This window comes from Enterococcus sp. DIV1726a (assembly GCF_051710985.1).
Lineage (GTDB): Bacteria > Bacillota > Bacilli > Lactobacillales > Enterococcaceae > Enterococcus_B > Enterococcus_B hirae.
This window is the reverse complement of sequence record NZ_JBIOLS010000001.1, coordinates 247062-265427: the sequence shown is the minus strand read 5'-3', so window position 1 is coordinate 265427 and position 18366 is coordinate 247062. Positions and strand designations below refer to the sequence as shown.

Below are 18366 nucleotides of genomic sequence, written 5' to 3'. Positions count from 1 at the left end.
TTGGTAAGCTCGTTTTTCTTACTATTTTCTCTCTTCTATCTTGAGAGGGTTAGTTTATCACCAGTTAATTGAATATTAACAGCATCTACTATTTTTCCTTCTTTTGACAAAACAGCAATATTTATACCCGCTTTATTTCTTGCAACATTTATATCGCCCACTTTTATCGCAGCAAACTGTTGGTCAGCATACGGTGTAAAACTTGAAGATACTGAGATCTCTTTCCCATTGATTTCTTGGCTAACAGAATTATAGTTCTTTGTCTGTGAAAATTCAGGATTTTTTCCTAACAGACGGATACCCGAAAAATTCCAAGAACTTTCTGAATCCCCATTTTTAAACTCAGGGAACAGCTTACGGATCTCTTCAGCTAACTGTTGGTTCATTTGTGTCTTGTCTCCTGCACCTGCCATCACAACCAAATGATCAGTTTGACTTAATGCTTCAAAATAGGCGTTAGCATTCCAAATACTCATCCATTTGGGATCTCCCTGTTGATAGATTGTTTCCCAAGCCTCTTTTGGTACTGAATGAATGGACTCTAAACCAAAATATTTTGCATTCGCTCGATTGACTTGTTTCGTTATATCCGTTTTTACGTGGGATAGTCCTCCCGAGTAAGCAGTATGACCAGTTTGATTATAAATCGTAAAGTTGGCAATCACCGGATTCAAATTCCCTTGTTTTTTTTGCTCTCTGACGTAATGGTATTGTTGATTGATCTCTCTATAAGAAAGTGCTATGTCATTGACTCCTAAAGCAAAAGTAAATAGAAATTGGGTAATCAATACGCCACTAATCACCCCATAAAACGCTCCCTGGGTAGATTTCAACACTTTATCTGGCCATTCAAACGCCATCGCCATAATGATAAATAAAACACCACCAAAAAATGATCTTCCCCAATCAAGTCCAGCTGGTGAAAGAGATAATACATAGATCGTGGCTATCCCTGCAAAGAGATAGATATAGGATAGTCTCAACCATTCTTTGTGTTTACTAAAGAAAATTCCCAACACGATCAGAACCGCCATCAACACAAAAAGAGCTAAACTATTTTCATATAGCGTTTTTGTGATTGAAAAAACACCTGAATACAATTTCCGAGGTAAAGACCACTGGCTACGAGCAAAATAAGTAGCTCGAACAGCATTTCCAGGGGCTGTTACCATCATGAATAAGCCAAAAATTGCTCCTAACAATCCTGTGAACATCCATGGTCGTAAAGGCTTTTTCTTTTGATAATAAAAATAGAGGTAGCCAAGAACGATCAAGATCATCCCACCAGAAGTGTTTTCATTACACCAGCCAGCTAAGATTCCTAAAATGAGTAGCAATATGCTATTTACTATAGGATTAAAAGACAATTCTTGCTCTTTCTCATAATAGCGGTGGTAAAGAAATAGGAAACTGACAACGATGATACCACCCCATAAATAGTTAGCAGCACCAGTTTCCCATAAAATTGTTTGACCGAAAGCTGGGACAAATAACCATAAAAATACATTAATTAAAAAATATTTGAAGGAATAAAACGTAGTATTATCTTTTGTGGTCATTTTATAAATCAATAATGTCAATAAAACATAGATCAATGGATTGACCAAATTAAATACTGTTTTAGGCATCAACAAAAACAAACGTGCAATGATATGGACAACGGATCTTCCCGTCCAAGTCATATATTGTGTGTATTCATCATGTAAAATAGACGAAAAACTACTTGTTTTATACATATACTCAATATCATCCGCAATTAACGGTGTCAAAAAATTTAAAACAACCATGATAACATAGGCAGAAATAAGAACTAAAATTTTTTTATTATTGCGGATAGTCTCTTTTATTTGTTTCACTTCGCTCCTACTTTCTTCTTAAATTTTGCTATAAAAAGGGTTCCTGTGATTCACAAAGAAAATTATAGCATTTTTTGATTCAACTTACATTCTTACTTTTGTATTCGACTGCCACATAGATCAAATAAGGAAAAAACCATCAGTAATCATGAATGCGTGTTATGTACGAATACTCAAAGGACTAACCCTATTCTCCGACCCTGAAAAAGGGAGATGAAATCAAAGCACCTGACCTGTTCGTTATTCGAAATAAGACAGCATAAGCAAGATTATCGTAATAGCAAGAGGTCGTGAAAGAAGCGTTCAGCTCCGAGCGAATAAGAGAGGATTTTTTAAAATAGCTCCTCATATTTTAGAAAATCATCGCTTATTGTTGAGGAGTTGCTTCTTGAACGCCGTTTAGCAAGAGGTTGTGAAAGAAGTGGGGAGCTCCGATGACAATAAGAAAGAATTTTTTGAAACAGCTTCTCATGTTTTGAAAAATTCAGGCTTATTTCAAGGAGTTGCTTCTTGAACACCGTTTAGCAAGAGGTTGTGAAAGAAGTGGGGGAGCTCCGATGACAATAAGAAAGAATTTTTTGAAACAGCTTCTCATGTTTTGAAAAATTCAGGCTTATTTCAAGGAGTTGCTTCTTGAACACCGTTTATTCGTTTTTAGAGATACCAGAAGCGACTGAGGCAAGTTTTGGCTCAGTTCCCTGTCGTTAAAGATACTAAATAAGAGATAGCCTGCTATTTTTGAAAAAGTCTGGGTCAATTCTGGGACAAAAGAAAAGAGATTGTGAAAGTATTGGGGCTCCGAGACAATAAGAAAAACTTTTTGAAACACTTTCTCATGTTTTGAAACATTAAGGTTTATTTCAATGAACTGATGTTTAAACACCTTTTAAAGCAAGAGATCATGAAAGAAGCTTCTCTTCTTTCTGTTCACATTATTCTAATATTTCTCTTTACCAACATCATTTGACAAAGAGCCATTTTTTTGACTATTGTCTCAACCTCGTCCAAATTATTCTAAGATTTCTCTTTACCAATATCACTTAACAAAGTGTCCCTATTTAATCTAAAGGATTAAACTTGTCTAAACTTGCTCGAATTTCTTCCTATTCTAATCCGATGTAACGGATAGTAACTGCTTAACTAGAATGATTCAAAATCTTCATCAATATGGGAATATCCCAGAATTGGCGATAATACTTATATCCGAATATTTTTCGCATCGTGTGTATACCAATATAATTAAATTCTAAAGTATCTGCGACTCTTTGCAGGACTTTAGAATATCGATGAGTTCCTAACTCTTGTGAATGGATTGAAGGACGATAAAATAATTACTCAGATTTTCCATCATGATAGGTATTTAAATAATTAATAATTAGGCTTGTTAAGTTAGATAAATTTAATTCTCTTTGCTTAGTGTTCTTTCCTCAACAATAACTGTAGTTGTTTTATTTTAGACATCAGAAACTTTTAAATACAAAATATCAGGAATCCGCAAACCAGTAAAAATTCCTATTGTAAAAATCAGATGTTCGATTTTCCATGCCTTACTTTTTACAATTCTGATAAAACATCTAACATCACTTATTTATCTTTTATGAGTTTGACATTAATAATATTTCTTGTCATTTTTAGTATTTTAAAGGGATTATTGAATAATAATTAATGTATCCTTTTCAATCAGACAATCTGTTTAGAAATTGATAAATCAATATCTGAAAGGGATACTATTTATAAAAATATCCTTCTAACAAGGAATTTTATAACATCATTACTAGGAGGTTGCAAATTTGTAGAACACTCTTTATTTATAAATTTTTATCAGTTACAATTTTACTATAAAATCTGATTAAAAATTCTAAACTATAATATCAACTTATACCGTCTCTTCTAAACACTTGTTGTAGTAAATATAAAATTTAAGGAGTAACAAACCATTGAGCAAATTATATTCCAATCACTCTTATCTATCTAAGGTTTATAAACATAATACTTTACCCATACTGATAACTGAAGAATTTGACTTTTTTAGATGCGTTGAATTTAATTCAAGTTTTTACGGAAAAACTGTCAGTGAACTATTTCATGGTAATTTAAGAAATAGTAATATTTCAAATAGATATTCTCAATTATTTCCAAATCAAAAATTGTCTTATTGGTCAGACTGTTCAGATACTTCTCGCAAAGAAATCAAGAAACATGGTTCTAGTAAAAATATTCTTACATTCTGGGCATACGATGATTTAACAAGTACTTTTCCAACTCTCGATAATAAAGAACCTTTGATTATTGTCGATGGGATACGATTCGGTTTTGAAGAAATTTTAGAAAAATGTGATAATAATATTCCATTATCTAATGAAGACAATATCCTAATAAATCAAATAAATCATGAAAAACCAGATTGTATAGCATATAAATCTATGGTAACTGGAACAACTAATTTCTTATTTTTTGAAAAAGGATTTAAAAAACTAGCCCTAAGAGAAGTCACACTTAGAATGGGAGAATTAAAAGGCAATAATACAAACAGCATAATCTGTGCAGGTACATCTGACTATATGCCTTATCTAAAAAATTATGGACAATATTTTTCTCCTATAGCTAGAATTAAAATGAACGAAAAATATCTTAACTCCTCAGAATATAGGTCTCGTTCAGAAATAAAAGAATATTCTTTTGGTTTATTCAAAACCTAATCTATCAAACTTTTAAAAAGCCACCTAGTTTTTCTAGGTGGCTTTTTCAGATAATTTGTTATCTTTTGTTTCAAAATCAATGATATTGTCTTTTTTACTCTCAACTTGATTCAAATATTTTCTTAAATCAGCATTAACAATATATTGACTATTCGTCACAATATAGATTTGCTTTCTTAATTGAGATATTTTTTCATCTGATAAGTCTAAATTATCTAAATGAGATAAGAACTCATCTTCTTTTTTCTTTCTTCTTAATCTTACTTTTCTACTAGATAAATAACTAGGTTCTTTTTCATATAGATGAATAATTAGTTTTTTATTTTTAGCTTTTAACAAAACCTCAGCAATCTTTTCCCACCAATGTTTATCTGTTGAACCAATGGACATTCCAAAAATTACAATAATATCACTATTCTCAATAACATTTTCAGCGTTTCTACGTCTATACTCTCTAGAATTTGCGAGTGAGTCAGGTTTTAATAAATCATTTAAATCATCTCTTTCAAAAAAATCGGTTGCTAATTGGCTTTCATCATTCAATCCTAATGTTAAAAATCGGTCAATTACTCCATGCACATTGATAATTGCTTTGTTAAAATATTGACTAAAACTTGAACTATTGAAACTATTACCTTTTGTATTGTTACTAGAATTTTGAAGTACTATTTGTAAACTGTTTGTGTAGTTGAAAGATATGAACCGATAATTAAAATGACTATTAGTGTTTTCACTTAGCATAGATTTAATTTCATCATGTTCTTGTTCTAATACACCATTAAAAAATTTATCCATAGTAATAAACAGTATCTCTGAAAAATCCTCATTAATTTGAACATTATCTTGTATTTGAATACCTTTAAGATATTCATTTAAGTCTTCTCGCAGTGTTTCAAAATCGTCTAAAAATCTCTCGGCTATACTGGTTTCCTGATTTTCTTCTTTTAAACGTTTCGTAAATGCCCCCAACTGAAATTCCAAATCAGCCCAAGTTTCGATACTATCTTTGGATTTATAAATTTCAGAATAAATCATATTATCAATCTTTGAAACAAACTTTTCATCCATTTCTTGGGACAATTCTAAAGAATACTTTTTCTTTAAAATATATTCATAAAAATTAATATATGAAGTTTGTAACCCACATTGAATATCAAAGCCATTCCCCAGCAAAAAAGTTATATTCATTCAATCACCCTCAATAAGCTATCTACTTTAGTATACAATTAAATTAATAATAAAAAAAGAAGGATAGTACCATTAAACAATCTGTAATAGCGAAAATCCCCCAACTTTACTAACTTTTTTCTTAATATCTAATCTTATTAGAATTTTCTTTACTGATACCAAATAATAGTCTCAACTTTCTCCTATCCCATAAAAAGGAGATCTTTTGTGATATAAATCAAACAATACAAAAAGGAGATAACACAATCAAACTCATGTTCAATTACTATGTAGGCAGTAGCTAAAAATAGGAAGAAAATTAGAACCAACTATAACAAAAGAATGGATACAAATTATTGTCAGACACTATAAAAAGAAGACAGGGAAAGACCAAAAATTTATTACAATTCATGGTTTGATGTATATACATGTAAGTCTACTATCTTACTATAGTTATGATGAATAAATCTAAAAGAGATACAGAAATGTTTCATTCTAATGTGAAAACTATACTAAATGTATACACGCATTTAAATGATAAGCAAAGAGAACAAATCGTTGATAAGCTAATGGAATTTATGAGTTTAAATTAAATTTTAAATAACAAAAAACCCACTAATTAAAGTGGGCTTGTGGGTATTGAATACCCTTTATTTAGCTAAAGCATCTTTAGCTTGGTCAGCTAATGCAGTAAATGCTGCTGCATCGTGGACAGCTAAGTCGGCTAACATTTTACGGTTGATGTCGATTTCAGCTAATTTCAAACCGTGCATCAATTTTGAGTAGCTCAAGCCATTCATACGTGCTGCTGCGTTGATACGAGCAATCCACAATTTACGGAAGTCGCGTTTCTTTTGACGACGATCGCGATATGCGTAGTTGTATGAATTCATTACTTGTTCTTTTGCTGTTTTAAATAAAGTGTGTTTTGAACCGTAGTAACCTTTTGCTAATTTTAGCATTCTTTTACGACGTTTACGAGTGACTGTTCCACCTTTAACACGTGCCATGTTTAATTCCTCCTAATAAAAATAAATCTTCAAATTTCGATCTTTTTGTTTTTTTTATTTCATTTTTGCTAGTTGTTGGCGAATACGTTTGAAGTCGCCACTAGAAACCATGCTTGCTTTACGCAATTGACGGCGTTGTTTTTTAGTTTTACCGTGGAAACGGTGACTTGTAAACGCGCGGAAACGTTTTAATCCGCCTTTACCAGTACGTTTGAAACGTTTTGCTGATCCGCGGTGTGTTTTTTGTTTTGGCATGACTATATTTCCTCCTCAAAATCTTTCGTTATCCGACTATCGACTGTCCAACAGTCAGTGAGTCATTCAAATTACTTACTGTCGTTTTTCGGTGCCAGCGTCAAGAACATGCTGCGTCCGTCCATTTTCGCTTTTTGCTCAACTGTCGCAATATCAGCAGTTTCTTCAGCTAAGCGATCCAAGACTTTTTGACCAATTTCTTTGTGGGTAATGGCACGGCCTTTGAAGCGGATAGAAGCTTTCACTTTATCGCCCTTCTCTAAGAACTTACGTGCATTACGAAGTTTTGTATTGAAGTCATTCACGTCAATTGTTGGACTTAAACGAACTTCTTTAACATTGATCACTTTTTGTTTTTTACGCGCCTCGCGGTCTTTCTTTTGTTGCTCGAAACGGTATTTTCCGTAGTCCATGATTCGCGCAACTGGTGGCTTCGCACTTGGGGCAACTAACACAAGATCTAAATTTGCTTGTTCTGCAATTTTCAATGCTTCTGCTTTTGTCTTAACTCCTAATTGCTCACCATCTGAACCGATCAATCGTAACTCACGTGCACGAATGCCGTCGTTAACCATCATATCCTTTGCTATGGTCATTCACCTCCAAATATTATGAGAGAAAGAAAAGCGTACCGAATATTCGGCAATAAAAAAACGAGTTCTCTTCCAGAACCCGCACGTACTTCACCTAATTCAATAGATGAAAACTATCTAGCCCAGTGACTGAATCAACTAAGGCGAGAAGCGGGTGCTTCTGCTTTTATTTCTCAACTTCAATAGTATAGCAAATCTATATTTTTTTGTCAATCTTTTTCACTAGAGACTCTCGAAACATTCCCTAATCAGTTAATTACTTTAGTTATATACTTGTCCAAATAAAAAACTTTTAGCTATCGAAACACACCCTTCATCAGACACTCAACTTTTTTGGTGACCGTCTTCCTTGAAACTACCGAATCCTACGCCACAATGCGATCAGCATCCAAACTGACAATATCAGACTGATGAATAAGGCAATCCCCCAACCAAAGACAGAATGTGTAAAAGGCAATTGTAGATTCATACCGAAAAAGCCTGTCACAATGGTAGGAACAGTCAGAATCAACGACCAGACTGTCAAAAATTTCATCGTGTCATTTAAGTTGTTGTTCAACAAATTATTATACGTTCCCGAAAGTTGATCAAGGATCTGGGAGGCCAAATTGGTCATTTCCACTGCCTGCTTTGCTTCGATCAATGCATCATCCAATTGTTCCTTCTCTTTTTCAGTGAGCTTTCGATAAATCGCTAATGCTTTGATTTGTTCTAATAAAACTACATTTTGTTTTGTACCAGTCACTAGATAAACTAAACCAACTTCGAGGTCGGATAAAGCTAGTAAATTGCGGTTCGTAGTTTTTTCTCGCAACTTTTGGTTTAAGCGTTGTCGTTCACTATTCACTTCTTCAATCAACGGGAAGAAGGAATCTGAAATCAGAAACAGAGTACGAAAAAGTAAACTATATACATTTATCTCGGAATCTCGATCTAAGATTGAACGAATCAGGCGAATCACATATTCTGTATTTTGAGTCGTAAATGTAAATAGACCATTTTCTTTTAGAATAAATGCTACTGGACTTGTTTCATAGTGGTTTTCGATTTTTTGTTGATGAGGAACATTGGTGACTAAAAGTAAAATATCATCAAGAGTATCATATTCCACACGAGCACGTTCATTTTTGTCTAAAGAATAGGTAAGCATCTCATCACTAATGCCATACTCTTCCTTAAGATTTTTGATTCCCATTACATCATCTCTAGGTACGTTCATCCAAAAATTTTGATCAAAATTAAAAAAATGTTTTTCTCTCATACCGTCCCCTTCTTCCTGTGCTGATAGATTCATTAGGTATCTCACGACGATTCTTCTAAGTATTCTTGGCGAATTTACAAATCGTTAGCCCTTCCGACCGCTGTCTCGCTCTTAAAAATAAATAAGCCGATGAAAAGCGAAAATAGCTCTCCTATTTTCAATTTCTTCGGCTTAGCTATCGAAGTTAGATCTTGTCTTCTTTATACTATCATTTTTTATTGGACTCAAGAAACAAAGACTTCTTGACGAATTTCTGCTAACTTTTCTTCAATCATGTTCAGCACTTCTACTTTTGCTTGGGGATCTTCCACAAAATTGAATCGATCGCCATCAATTTGGATTTTGGGACTTTCATTGTACTCGTCATACCATTGATCATAGCGACGATTCAATTCTTTGTAATAATCATATAAGCTTGGATCGAAGGAAAGTTGTTCATATGATCGTCCTCTTTTTTCGATCCGTTCAAGCATCGTATCAAATGAAACACGAATATGGACCAATAAATCCGGATGTTTTTTATGTGCGGCATACGGCAACTCTTCCATCATATTTGCTAATAGCTCGTCATATACTCGAACTTCTGTTTCAGTTGCCCGACCCAAATCAGCATTCAAATGAAAAAGCAAAGAATCTTCATAGATCGAACGATCTAAAACATTGTTGTCTTCTTTCATTGCCTGCTTGATACTTTCAAAACGTTTATTCAAAAAATAGATTTGTAACAAAAACGCATACTGCTCAGGATTGGCATAAAATAAAGGCAATACCTCATTATCCTCGATTGACTCATAAAAAGCTCGACTTCCAAAGTGTTCAGCCATCATTTCTGTTAAACTTGATTTTCCAGCGCCAATGGTACCTGCTAAAACAATCACACTCATTAACCTCCAACTCACTTTATCACTAAATGTTGTGTCTTTTTCCAATTCTTTTTAAATATACCCCCAATATCTGGTGGTGTCAATTAGGAATAACAGGATATTTCCATTCATAAAATTCAATAAAATCTTAAGAAAAAAGAGGTTTTTCAACAGAAAACGTATTCTTTATTTTACTTCTGGGAAGGTTTTAGTAAAATAAAGATGAATTGTTTTTTGAACTTCTATGTTATACAATCTGTTCGTTAGCGCAAAGGATCCAAGGCGCTTTATTTTTTGCTCAAAAAAGTTATGGGAATAAAAGAAGGAGTTAGATTATGGCAAATTATGGCCAAGGGGAATCAAATGGTAAAATTATTCTGATGGGCGAACATGCAGTTGTCTACGGCGAACCGGCAATCGCTTTTCCTTTTCAGGCAGCAAAAGTAGTTGCTTCCTTGAATGAACACATCACTTCGTCAGGAGATCAGCTTGTTTCTTCCTACTATACAGGAATACTGCGTGATGCCCCACATTCGTTAAAAAACATCAAGCAGTTAGTATTCAACTTAAAAAAGGAACTGCAAATTGAGCAATCATTAGAGTTAACTATTCACAGCACTATCCCTGCCGAACGTGGAATGGGCTCAAGCGCTGCAGTAGCTACGGCAGTTACTCGTGCCTTTTACGATTATCTCGAACAACCACTTTCTCGCGAACAGCTCTTGACAAATGTTCAAATTTCAGAAAAAATTGCCCATGGTAATCCTAGTGGTATCGATGCTGCGGCAACAAGCAGTTTAGAACCAATCTACTTTGTGAAAGGACACCCGTTTGATTATTTCTCTTTAAATATCGACGCTTTTTTGATTGTCGCTGATACCGGAATCAAAGGTCAGACGCGAGCAGTGGTCAAAGACGTTGCTCATTTATTTGAAAAAGATCAGCAGAAAGTTGGACAAAAAATCCAACAACTAGGATACTTAACAAGGCAAGCCAAAAAAGCCATTGTTAAAAATAACCCCGAGCATTTAGCCCAAGCGATGAATGAAGCCCAACTAATTTTAAAAAATTTAACGATCAGCAACGATTTTCTTGATGTATTGATCGAAACCGCTAGAGATTCAGGCGCTTTGGGAGCAAAACTAACTGGTGGTGGTCGAGGTGGCTGCATGATTGCGCTAGCTCAAACAAAAACAAAAGCCCAAGAAATCAGCGAAGCCCTCTTACAAGCGGGAGCAGCTGCAACTTGGATTCAAGGATTAGGAGTACATACCTATGTTTAAAGGCAAAGCACGAGCATATACGAATATCGCCCTTATCAAGTACTGGGGTAAAAAAAATGAATCGTTGATTCTCCCGATGAATAACAGCTTATCACTCACATTAGATGCATTTTATACGGAAACTGAAGTCAGCTTTTCAGAAGCTTACACAGAAGACCAATTTTATTTAGATAATCAATTGCAAGATGAAAAAGCAACCAAAAAAATCAGTACTTTTTTGGATATTGCGAGAGAAAAAGCGGGTACCACGAAAAAAGCAAAAGTGATCAGCCAGAATTTCGTTCCGACTGCTGCGGGTTTAGCTTCTTCTGCCAGCGGCTTAGCGGCTTTAGCCGGAGCATGCAACGAGGCATTGAAATTAGGATTAGATGATCAAGCTTTATCAAGACTGGCTCGTAGAGGATCAGGTTCCGCTTGTCGGAGTATTTTTGGTGGATTTGTTGAATGGGAAAAAGGACACGATGATCAAAGTTCGTATGCTCATCCAATTTCCTCAGACGGTTTTGAAGATCACTTAGCGATGGTCTTTCTATTGTTGAATGAACAAAAAAAGGATGTCTCAAGTCGTGATGGTATGCGCCGAACGGTTGAAACTTCAAGTTTTTATCAAGGATGGTTAGATTCTGTCGAAGCCGATCTTTATCAACTAAAACAAGCAATCAAAACTAAGAACTTTCAACTTCTAGGTGAAACTATGGAACAAAATGGGTTAAAAATGCACGGAACGACATTAGCTGCTCGTCCGCCATTTACCTACTGGTCTCCTGATAGTTTAAAAGCCATGCAAGCGGTGCGGGATTTAAGAAATCAGGGTATTCCTTGTTACTTTACTATGGATGCTGGCCCAAATGTGAAAGTGCTAGTTCAAAAAGACCATCTAGATAAGGTCAAAACAACATTTAGTGACTTATTTAGTAGCCAACAAGTCATTTCGGCTTTTGCAGGTCCAGGAATGACGATTATTGAATAAAGGGAGATTTTTATGATTGAAGTATCTGCACCAGGAAAACTTTATATTGCTGGAGAATACGCAGTTGTTGAAACCGGACATCCGGCTATCATCGTAGCCATTGATCAGTTTGTTACTGTAACCGTTGAAACCGCACGAAAAGTCGGCAGCATCCAATCTGAGCAATATAGTGGCATGCCGATTCGTTGGACTCGGCGTGATGGTGAACTTGTCTTGGATATTCGTGAAAATCCATTTCATTATATCCTTGCTGCCATTCGTTTGACTGAAAAATACGCACGAGAAAAAAATATTTTACTTTCTTTTTATGACCTAAAAGTGACAAGTGAATTGGATAGTTCTAACGGACGCAAATACGGTCTAGGCTCAAGTGGCGCCGTAACTGTCGCAACAGTCAAGGCATTGAATATGTTTTATGCGTTAAATCTTACACAGATTGAAATTTTCAAAATTGCTGCACTAGCAAATTTAACGGTTCAAGATAATGGCTCTTGTGGAGATATTGCAGCTAGTTGTTATGGTGGTTGGATTGCTTTTTCAACCTTTGATCACCAGTGGCTCCAAGAACAAGAAAAACAACATACGATCGTTGAACTCATCGAAATGGATTGGCCTGGTTTATCCATTGAGTCTCTTCCGACACCGAAAGATCTGCGTTTACTGATTGGTTGGACTGGCAGTCCTGCATCAACTTCTGATTTAGTCGATCAAGTCCATCGCTCACGTAAGGAAAAAATGGTAGCCTATCAAAAATTTTTACAAGATAGTACCTTATGCGTTCATGAAATGATTAAAGGATTCAAAGAAAATAACATTGATTTGATCCAAGCTATGATCAGAAAAAATCGACAACTACTCCATGAGCTATCGTCAATTACGGGCGTATTGATCGAAACGCCTGCTTTAAATAAATTATGTAGCTTAGCAGAAGAATACGAGGGCGCAGCAAAATCATCTGGGGCAGGTGGTGGCGATTGTGGTATCGTAATCGTGGATCAAAAATCCGGTATCTTGCCTTTGATGAGCGCTTGGGAATTAGCAGAAATTACACCCTTGCCATTACACGTCTATAGTAACCAACGAAAGGAAAAAGGATGAATCGAAAAGATGAACATGTCTCATTAGCTAAAGCTTTTCATAGTAAACAAAAAAATGAATTTGATACGGTTCGAATCGTTCATAACCCCTTACCTGAAGTTTCCATGTCAGAGATTGATCTACATACGACTGTTGCTGGCTTAACTTTAGACTATCCTTTATATATCAATGCTATGACTGGTGGAAGTGAAAAAACTAAAAAAATCAACCATGATTTAGCGATGATCGCAAAAGAAACAAATTTAATGATTGCCACGGGTTCAGTCAGTGCAGCCTTAAAAGATCCTGCTTTAAGCGACTCTTACACGATTATGCGTGACGTCTATCCAGAAGGAAAGATCCTTGCCAACGTAGGAGCCGGCACCTCTTTAGCACGAGCAAAAGAGGCGATTGAACTATTTCAAGCCGATGCTTTACAACTCCATCTCAATGCACCACAAGAATTGGTGATGCCTGAAGGGGATCGTGATTTTTCCAATTGGAAAGAATTGATCAAAGAAATCAGCGAAGGCATTTCGGTTCCTTTGATCGTGAAAGAAGTCGGTTTTGGTATGACCAGAGAAACGATTGATGAACTAGCCGAGTTGGGGGTTCAGACAATCGATATCAGTGGCCGAAGCGGAACCAGCTTCACTCAAATCGAAAATGCTCGTCGCAAAAAAAGAGAGTTAGATTATTTAGTCGATTGGGGACAATCAACGGTTACTTCTCTGCTAGAGGCAAACGAAGCCCAACATCAAGTAGAGATTCTTGCTTCTGGTGGTATTCGCAATGCCTTCGACCTCTTCAAAGCACTTTGTCTTGGTGCCAATGCAGTAGGCGTTTCTGGAACGATCTTAACGCATCTCATGACACACGGCGTGGCAGAAACGATCCAACTAGTCCAACAATGGCAAGCAGAACTTCAACGGCTATTGACCATGGTAGGAGCTAAAACTATCCAAGAACTTCATCACCAACCCTTGATCTTATCTGGAACTACTAAAGATTGGTGCGAAGCCCGAGGAATCCCTCTGACCAAATATGGCACACGGAAGAAATAAACAAATCGATTCAACTCAAAAAGGTTGTCCAATCATCGAAAAGATGAATGACGACCTTTTTTGTCTACAAAAATACAAAGTTTTCTTAGAATGAGATTTTCTTATGGCGTTGACTCTATTTTATCCTTCACCAATCGCCTCATACGTTTGTTCTAGTTTTCATGCGATAAATAATAGGATATCAACTCTTTTGCATCTGATAAACAAAAATAAAACCTATGTATCTTTGACAAACGGCTATAATTCCATTCCTGGCATCATTGGCGGAGCGCTAGGTTTTATTATACCCATCCCCTTCCCTATCTCAGGATTACTCGTTTCACATACTTTCCCTAGTTCTTTGCTTATTAGATCAGTCAATTGTTTTTTCCCCTGCTGTTTTTCCTGAACTGCTGTTTCACGCTTAAAGTTATCTGGATTGGTTTGTAGATAACTATAAATATCTCTCCAACTCATCTGAAGATCTCGTTCTATTTTTTTTCGTTTTTTATCCACTTTACCACCACTAAATAGATTGAGCGTTTTTCCGCCAGGGTTAATCCTGAATCGTATAATTTTTTCTAGCTGCATAGATCTTTTAAGATATAAACGTATTATGACATAATAGTCTATTTTATTTTGATTAAAACAAGGATTCTTTACATTCCCTAATTTTTTTAACGTTTGATCTAGCTCCTTAAGATTGTGGAGATTATTTTTTAATTGTTGCTTTCGTTGTTTTTCAGTCAATTCTTTAGTAACCAGTTTTAGTTCTTTTGTTGTTACTTTTTCTTTTGCTGCTATATTTTTTTCGGTTGCTGCTTCCTCTTTTAGTTTGTCATCCTCCGGTGTATTTTTTTCATCTGCGCCAACTTTAGTGTTCACCACGTACTTTAATAAAGAATGATCGATCCATTTTTCACCTCTCCTACCAGTTAAATACTGCATTTCCTTCGTCAGTTTTTTTATCTCAGACTTGCAATTTTTGATTTCTTTTGCTATTTCGTTAAGCTCTTTTTTTTTGCTCTTGATCGTTTCACCATGTACTCGCTTGGTGCTTTTATATAATGCATTTTTTTTTGCTTTCACTGCGTTTTGAAGTTCCTGCTCACAATCTTCCTTTTTTTTAATTTGAGAATGCTTTTTCTTATACCAATCCTCTCTTTTCTTAGCCCGTTCTTCAATTTCTCTCTTTAGTTCATTTTTCAACTCTATGTATAGCTCAGTGCATTTGTGTACGTTTTCAAGTGGTTCTAAGTTTTCCCGCAATTTGACTTCTAATGAATCAACGGTTGACATCAATTGTTCTTTTCCCATATTTTCTTGATTTTTTGTTTTCTCAAATAATGGTTTTGTCATCCTAACAACTTCCTTTCTTTTTTCATTTTTACTTATCTAAAGTAACATGGTTCATTGGTCTTGATAAAACTACTTTTTCTAAAAAAGCGAATTAATCGTTTTTTTCTAACAAAAGAAATTCCTACGCTAGTTCTAACGGTATTGATCCCCTTTCCGACAAAAAAAGCCCCTCTTTCCAGATCATCTTTATCTGGAAAAGGGGCTTGATTAACTATACTTGTATTGAATTAACCATTATAAGCATCAATAATGATTTGTTTTAGCTCACTGATCAATGGCTCTTTTGGATTTGCTGTTGTACATTGATCTTCATAAGCAAGTTCTGCCATACGGTCAACCGTTGAATCTAAGGTTTCTTGTGTTACACCTTGCGCCTTCAAGCTCATATTGATTCCAACTGATTGTCCTAATTCATAAACTGCTGTTGCTAAAGCTTCAACTAATTCCGCTGTTGTTTGTCCTTTTAACCCTAAGAACTTAGCAATATCTGCATAGTCTGTATCTGCACGGAAGTAATCATATTTAGGGAACATTGCATGTTTTTGTGGATCTTTTGCATTATAGCGGATGATATGTGGTAATAAAATGGCATTTGTACGACCATGTGGGATACCATATTCTCCACCAATTTTATGCGCAACTGAGTGACAAATTCCTAAGAAGGCGTTCGCAAATGCCATCCCTGCCATTGTAGAAGCGTTGTGCATTTTTTCTCGTGATTCCATATCAGGAGTTTTCACTGATTTTTCTAGGTAATCGAAGACTAATTTGATTGCTTGTAAGCTCAATCCTCTTGTATAATCAGAAGCCATAACAGAAACATAAGACTCAATCGCATGAGTTAATACGTCCATCCCTGTATCTGCCGTGACAGAAGCTGGTACTGACATGACAAATTGTGGGTCGACGATTGCTACATCTGGTGTTAATGCATAATCTGCCAATGGATATTTCACATGTGTATCACTATCTGTGATAACGGCAAAAGGTGTTACTTCAGAACCCGTTCCTGAAGTTGTCGGAATACACACAAATTGTGTTTTTTCTGGTTTATCGATCTTATATGTCCGTTTACGGATATCTAAGAATTTTTGTTTTGCTCCAAAGAATGAAGTATCTGGGTGTTCATAGAACATCCACATTCCTTTAGCAGCATCCATTGCAGAACCGCCACCTAATGCAATCACTGTGTCTGGTTTGAAATCAGCCATCAATTTCGTTCCTGCATAGACTGTGTTTGTTGAAGGATTTGGCTCAACTTCTGAGAAGACTTCGATTTTCACATCATTCTTACGTCTTGATAGTACTTCACGAACCGTATCACAGTAACCAAACTGCACCATACCAGGATCACAAACGATCATGACACGCTCTACGTTTTCCATTTTTTCTAAATAAAGCAAAGAGTTCTTTTCAAAGAAGATTTTTGGTGGTAATTTGAACCATTGCATATTATTTCTCCGTTTCGCTACAGTTTTGACATTGATCAAGTTGATGGCACTTACATTTCTAGAAACAGAATTTTTACCATATGAACCACAACCTAAAGTTAGTGAAGGGATCATTTCGTTGTAGATATTTCCGATTCCACCTTCTGCTGAAGGAGTATTTACTAAGATACGGCAAGCTTTCATCCGTAGACCAAACTTCACATGTAGCTCTTCATCCTCTGAGTGAATCACTGCAGTATGGCCTAATCCGCCTAAGTTCAACATTCCTTCGCATAATTCAAAGGCATGTTCTGTATTGTTTGCTTTAACCATTGCAAGTACTGGAGAAAGTTTTTCACGTGAAAGAGGGTAATCCGCTCCGACACCTTCTAATTCAGCTACTAACATTTTTGTTCCTTCTGGAACTTTGATGCCAGCTAGTTTTGCAATGTCCATTGCAGAATGTCCAACGATTGCTGGATTTACTGCGTATTTACCTTCATTCATCACTGCATCTTCTAATTTTGAAAGTTCAGCTGGTTTCACAAAATAGACTTGATGTGCTTGGAATTCTGCTTTAACTGCAGCATAGACTTCTTTGTCAACGATTACTGCTTGCTCAGAAGCACAAATCATTCCGTTATCGAACGTTTTAGAAACGATCAAGTCATTCACTGCTCGTTTGATTTTTGCTGTTTTTTCAATATATGCTGGTACATTACCTGGTCCAACACCTAAAGCTGGCTTTCCTGTTGAATAAGCAGATTTTACCATTCCTGCCCCACCAGTAGCTAAAACAATTGCGATCCCTGGATGATTCATCAACATTGAAGTCGCTTCAATCGATGGATGTTCAATCCATTGAATACAATTTTCAGGTGCGCCAGCTGCGATCGCTGCATCACGAACGACACGCGCTGCTTCAGCAGAAGATTTTTGAGCACTTGGATGGAATGCAAAAACGATTGGGTTTCTTGTTTTCAACGCGATCATTGATTTAAAAATTGTCGTTGATGTTGGGTTAGTTGTTGGAGTTACCCCACAAACCACACCAACTGGTTCAGCAATTTCAATCAAGCCTTTTTGAACATCTTCATTGATGACACCAACTGTTTTATCGTGCTTGATGTTATTCCAAATATATTCAGAAGCATACATATTTTTGATCGCTTTATCTTCATAGATTCCACGACCAGTTTCTTCAACTGCCATTTTAGCTAACGGCATATGTTGATCTAATGCTGCCATTGCCATTTCATGCACAATATGATCTACTTTTTCTTGATCAAAGTTTTCCATCTCTTTTAATGCGACATTTGCTTTCGTTGCTAATTCATCAATCATTCCTTGAACATCAATAGTTTTTGGTTGTTCTTTCTCCATTACTTTAGCCATTGTCTTCCTCCTAATGGGTCATGGTTGTTTGTTAATTAATTCACATTCTCATCATACAACAAACCTTTTCAGATGTAAACCTTTATTGTGATTTTTTTCACAGTT

Annotated in this window: 14 protein-coding genes and 1 other annotated feature; of the genes, 5 read left to right on the top strand and 9 right to left on the bottom strand. The window is 35.7% G+C overall.

Going from position 1 to position 18366, the window contains the following annotated elements; genetic code table 11:
* Window positions 1-35: 35 nt before the first annotated feature.
* On the bottom strand, window positions 36-1856 hold the full coding sequence (locus IGJ27_RS01255) for a DUF3329 domain-containing protein (RefSeq protein ID WP_178306240.1): 1821 nt from the start codon (window positions 1854-1856) through the stop codon (window positions 36-38).
* Window positions 1857-3793: 1937 nt separating this feature from the next.
* Here IGJ27_RS01255 and IGJ27_RS01250 point away from each other — a divergent pair.
* The gene (locus tag IGJ27_RS01250) at window positions 3794-4555 is read left to right on the top strand and encodes a hypothetical protein (protein ID WP_178306241.1); all 762 of its coding nucleotides are present in this window, start codon (window positions 3794-3796) and stop codon (window positions 4553-4555) included.
* A 33-nt stretch (window positions 4556-4588) separates the two neighbouring features.
* Here the strand turns inward: IGJ27_RS01250 and IGJ27_RS01245 are convergent, their stop codons facing one another.
* The 6 genes from IGJ27_RS01245 to IGJ27_RS01220 all read right to left on the bottom strand — a co-directional run bounded on the left by IGJ27_RS01245 (window position 4589) and on the right by IGJ27_RS01220 (window position 9725).
* Entirely contained in the window at window positions 4589-5743 is a 1155-nt protein-coding gene (locus tag IGJ27_RS01245) for an AbiH family protein (RefSeq protein WP_178306242.1), read from the bottom strand.
* A 629-nt stretch (window positions 5744-6372) separates the two neighbouring features.
* Window positions 6373-6732, bottom strand: a complete 360-nt coding sequence (gene rplT / locus IGJ27_RS01240; protein WP_010720283.1) for a 50S ribosomal protein L20 — start codon at window positions 6730-6732, stop codon at window positions 6373-6375.
* Window positions 6733-6786: 54 nt separating this feature from the next.
* Entirely contained in the window at window positions 6787-6987 is a 201-nt protein-coding gene (gene rpmI / locus IGJ27_RS01235) for a 50S ribosomal protein L35 (RefSeq protein WP_002289309.1), read from the bottom strand.
* Window positions 6988-7058: 71 nt separating this feature from the next.
* On the bottom strand, window positions 7059-7583 hold the full coding sequence (infC, locus tag IGJ27_RS01230; protein WP_010720284.1) for a translation initiation factor IF-3: 525 nt from the start codon (window positions 7581-7583) through the stop codon (window positions 7059-7061).
* A 43-nt stretch (window positions 7584-7626) separates the two neighbouring features.
* Window positions 7627-7752 (bottom strand) — a sequence feature (ribosomal protein L20 leader region).
* A gap of 183 nt (window positions 7753-7935) precedes the next feature.
* Window positions 7936-8841, bottom strand: coding sequence for a magnesium transporter CorA family protein (locus tag IGJ27_RS01225; protein WP_178306243.1), 906 nt, complete (start codon window positions 8839-8841; stop codon window positions 7936-7938).
* Window positions 8842-9065: 224 nt separating this feature from the next.
* Window positions 9066-9725, bottom strand: coding sequence for a deoxynucleoside kinase (locus IGJ27_RS01220; protein WP_025480454.1), 660 nt, complete (start codon window positions 9723-9725; stop codon window positions 9066-9068).
* Between the two features lie 314 nt (window positions 9726-10039).
* Between IGJ27_RS01220 and mvk the strand changes: the two genes are divergently transcribed.
* The 4 genes from mvk to fni are packed head-to-tail and all read left to right on the top strand — an operon-like array spanning window position 10040 to window position 14098.
* Window positions 10040-10987 (top strand): mevalonate kinase, encoded by a 948-nt coding sequence (gene mvk / locus IGJ27_RS01215; RefSeq protein ID WP_010720287.1) that lies wholly within the window; start codon window positions 10040-10042, stop codon window positions 10985-10987.
* Window positions 10980-11957 carry a diphosphomevalonate decarboxylase gene (gene mvaD / locus IGJ27_RS01210; RefSeq protein WP_081128251.1) on the top strand — a complete coding sequence of 326 codons (978 nt, stop codon included), beginning with the start codon at window positions 10980-10982 and terminating at the stop codon, window positions 11955-11957. The genes mvk and mvaD overlap by 8 nt, the downstream gene beginning before the upstream one ends.
* A gap of 12 nt (window positions 11958-11969) precedes the next feature.
* A complete protein-coding gene (locus IGJ27_RS01205) occupies window positions 11970-13055 on the top strand; it encodes a phosphomevalonate kinase (protein WP_010720289.1) in 1086 nt (361 codons plus the stop codon).
* Window positions 13052-14098: a type 2 isopentenyl-diphosphate Delta-isomerase gene (fni, locus tag IGJ27_RS01200; protein ID WP_034699329.1), complete on the top strand. Its 1047-nt coding sequence runs from the start codon at window positions 13052-13054 to the stop codon at window positions 14096-14098. Before IGJ27_RS01205 ends, fni begins: the two co-directional genes overlap by 4 nt.
* Before the next feature lie 237 nt (window positions 14099-14335).
* Here fni and IGJ27_RS01195 read toward each other — a convergent pair whose 3' ends face one another.
* Both IGJ27_RS01195 and adhE read right to left on the bottom strand, forming a co-directional pair.
* Window positions 14336-15394 carry a hypothetical protein gene (locus IGJ27_RS01195; protein WP_178306244.1) on the bottom strand — a complete coding sequence of 353 codons (1059 nt, stop codon included), beginning with the start codon at window positions 15392-15394 and terminating at the stop codon, window positions 14336-14338.
* Window positions 15395-15663: 269 nt separating this feature from the next.
* Window positions 15664-18261, bottom strand: coding sequence for a bifunctional acetaldehyde-CoA/alcohol dehydrogenase (gene adhE, locus IGJ27_RS01190; RefSeq protein WP_010736883.1), 2598 nt, complete (start codon window positions 18259-18261; stop codon window positions 15664-15666).
* Window positions 18262-18366: the final 105 nt, after the last annotated feature.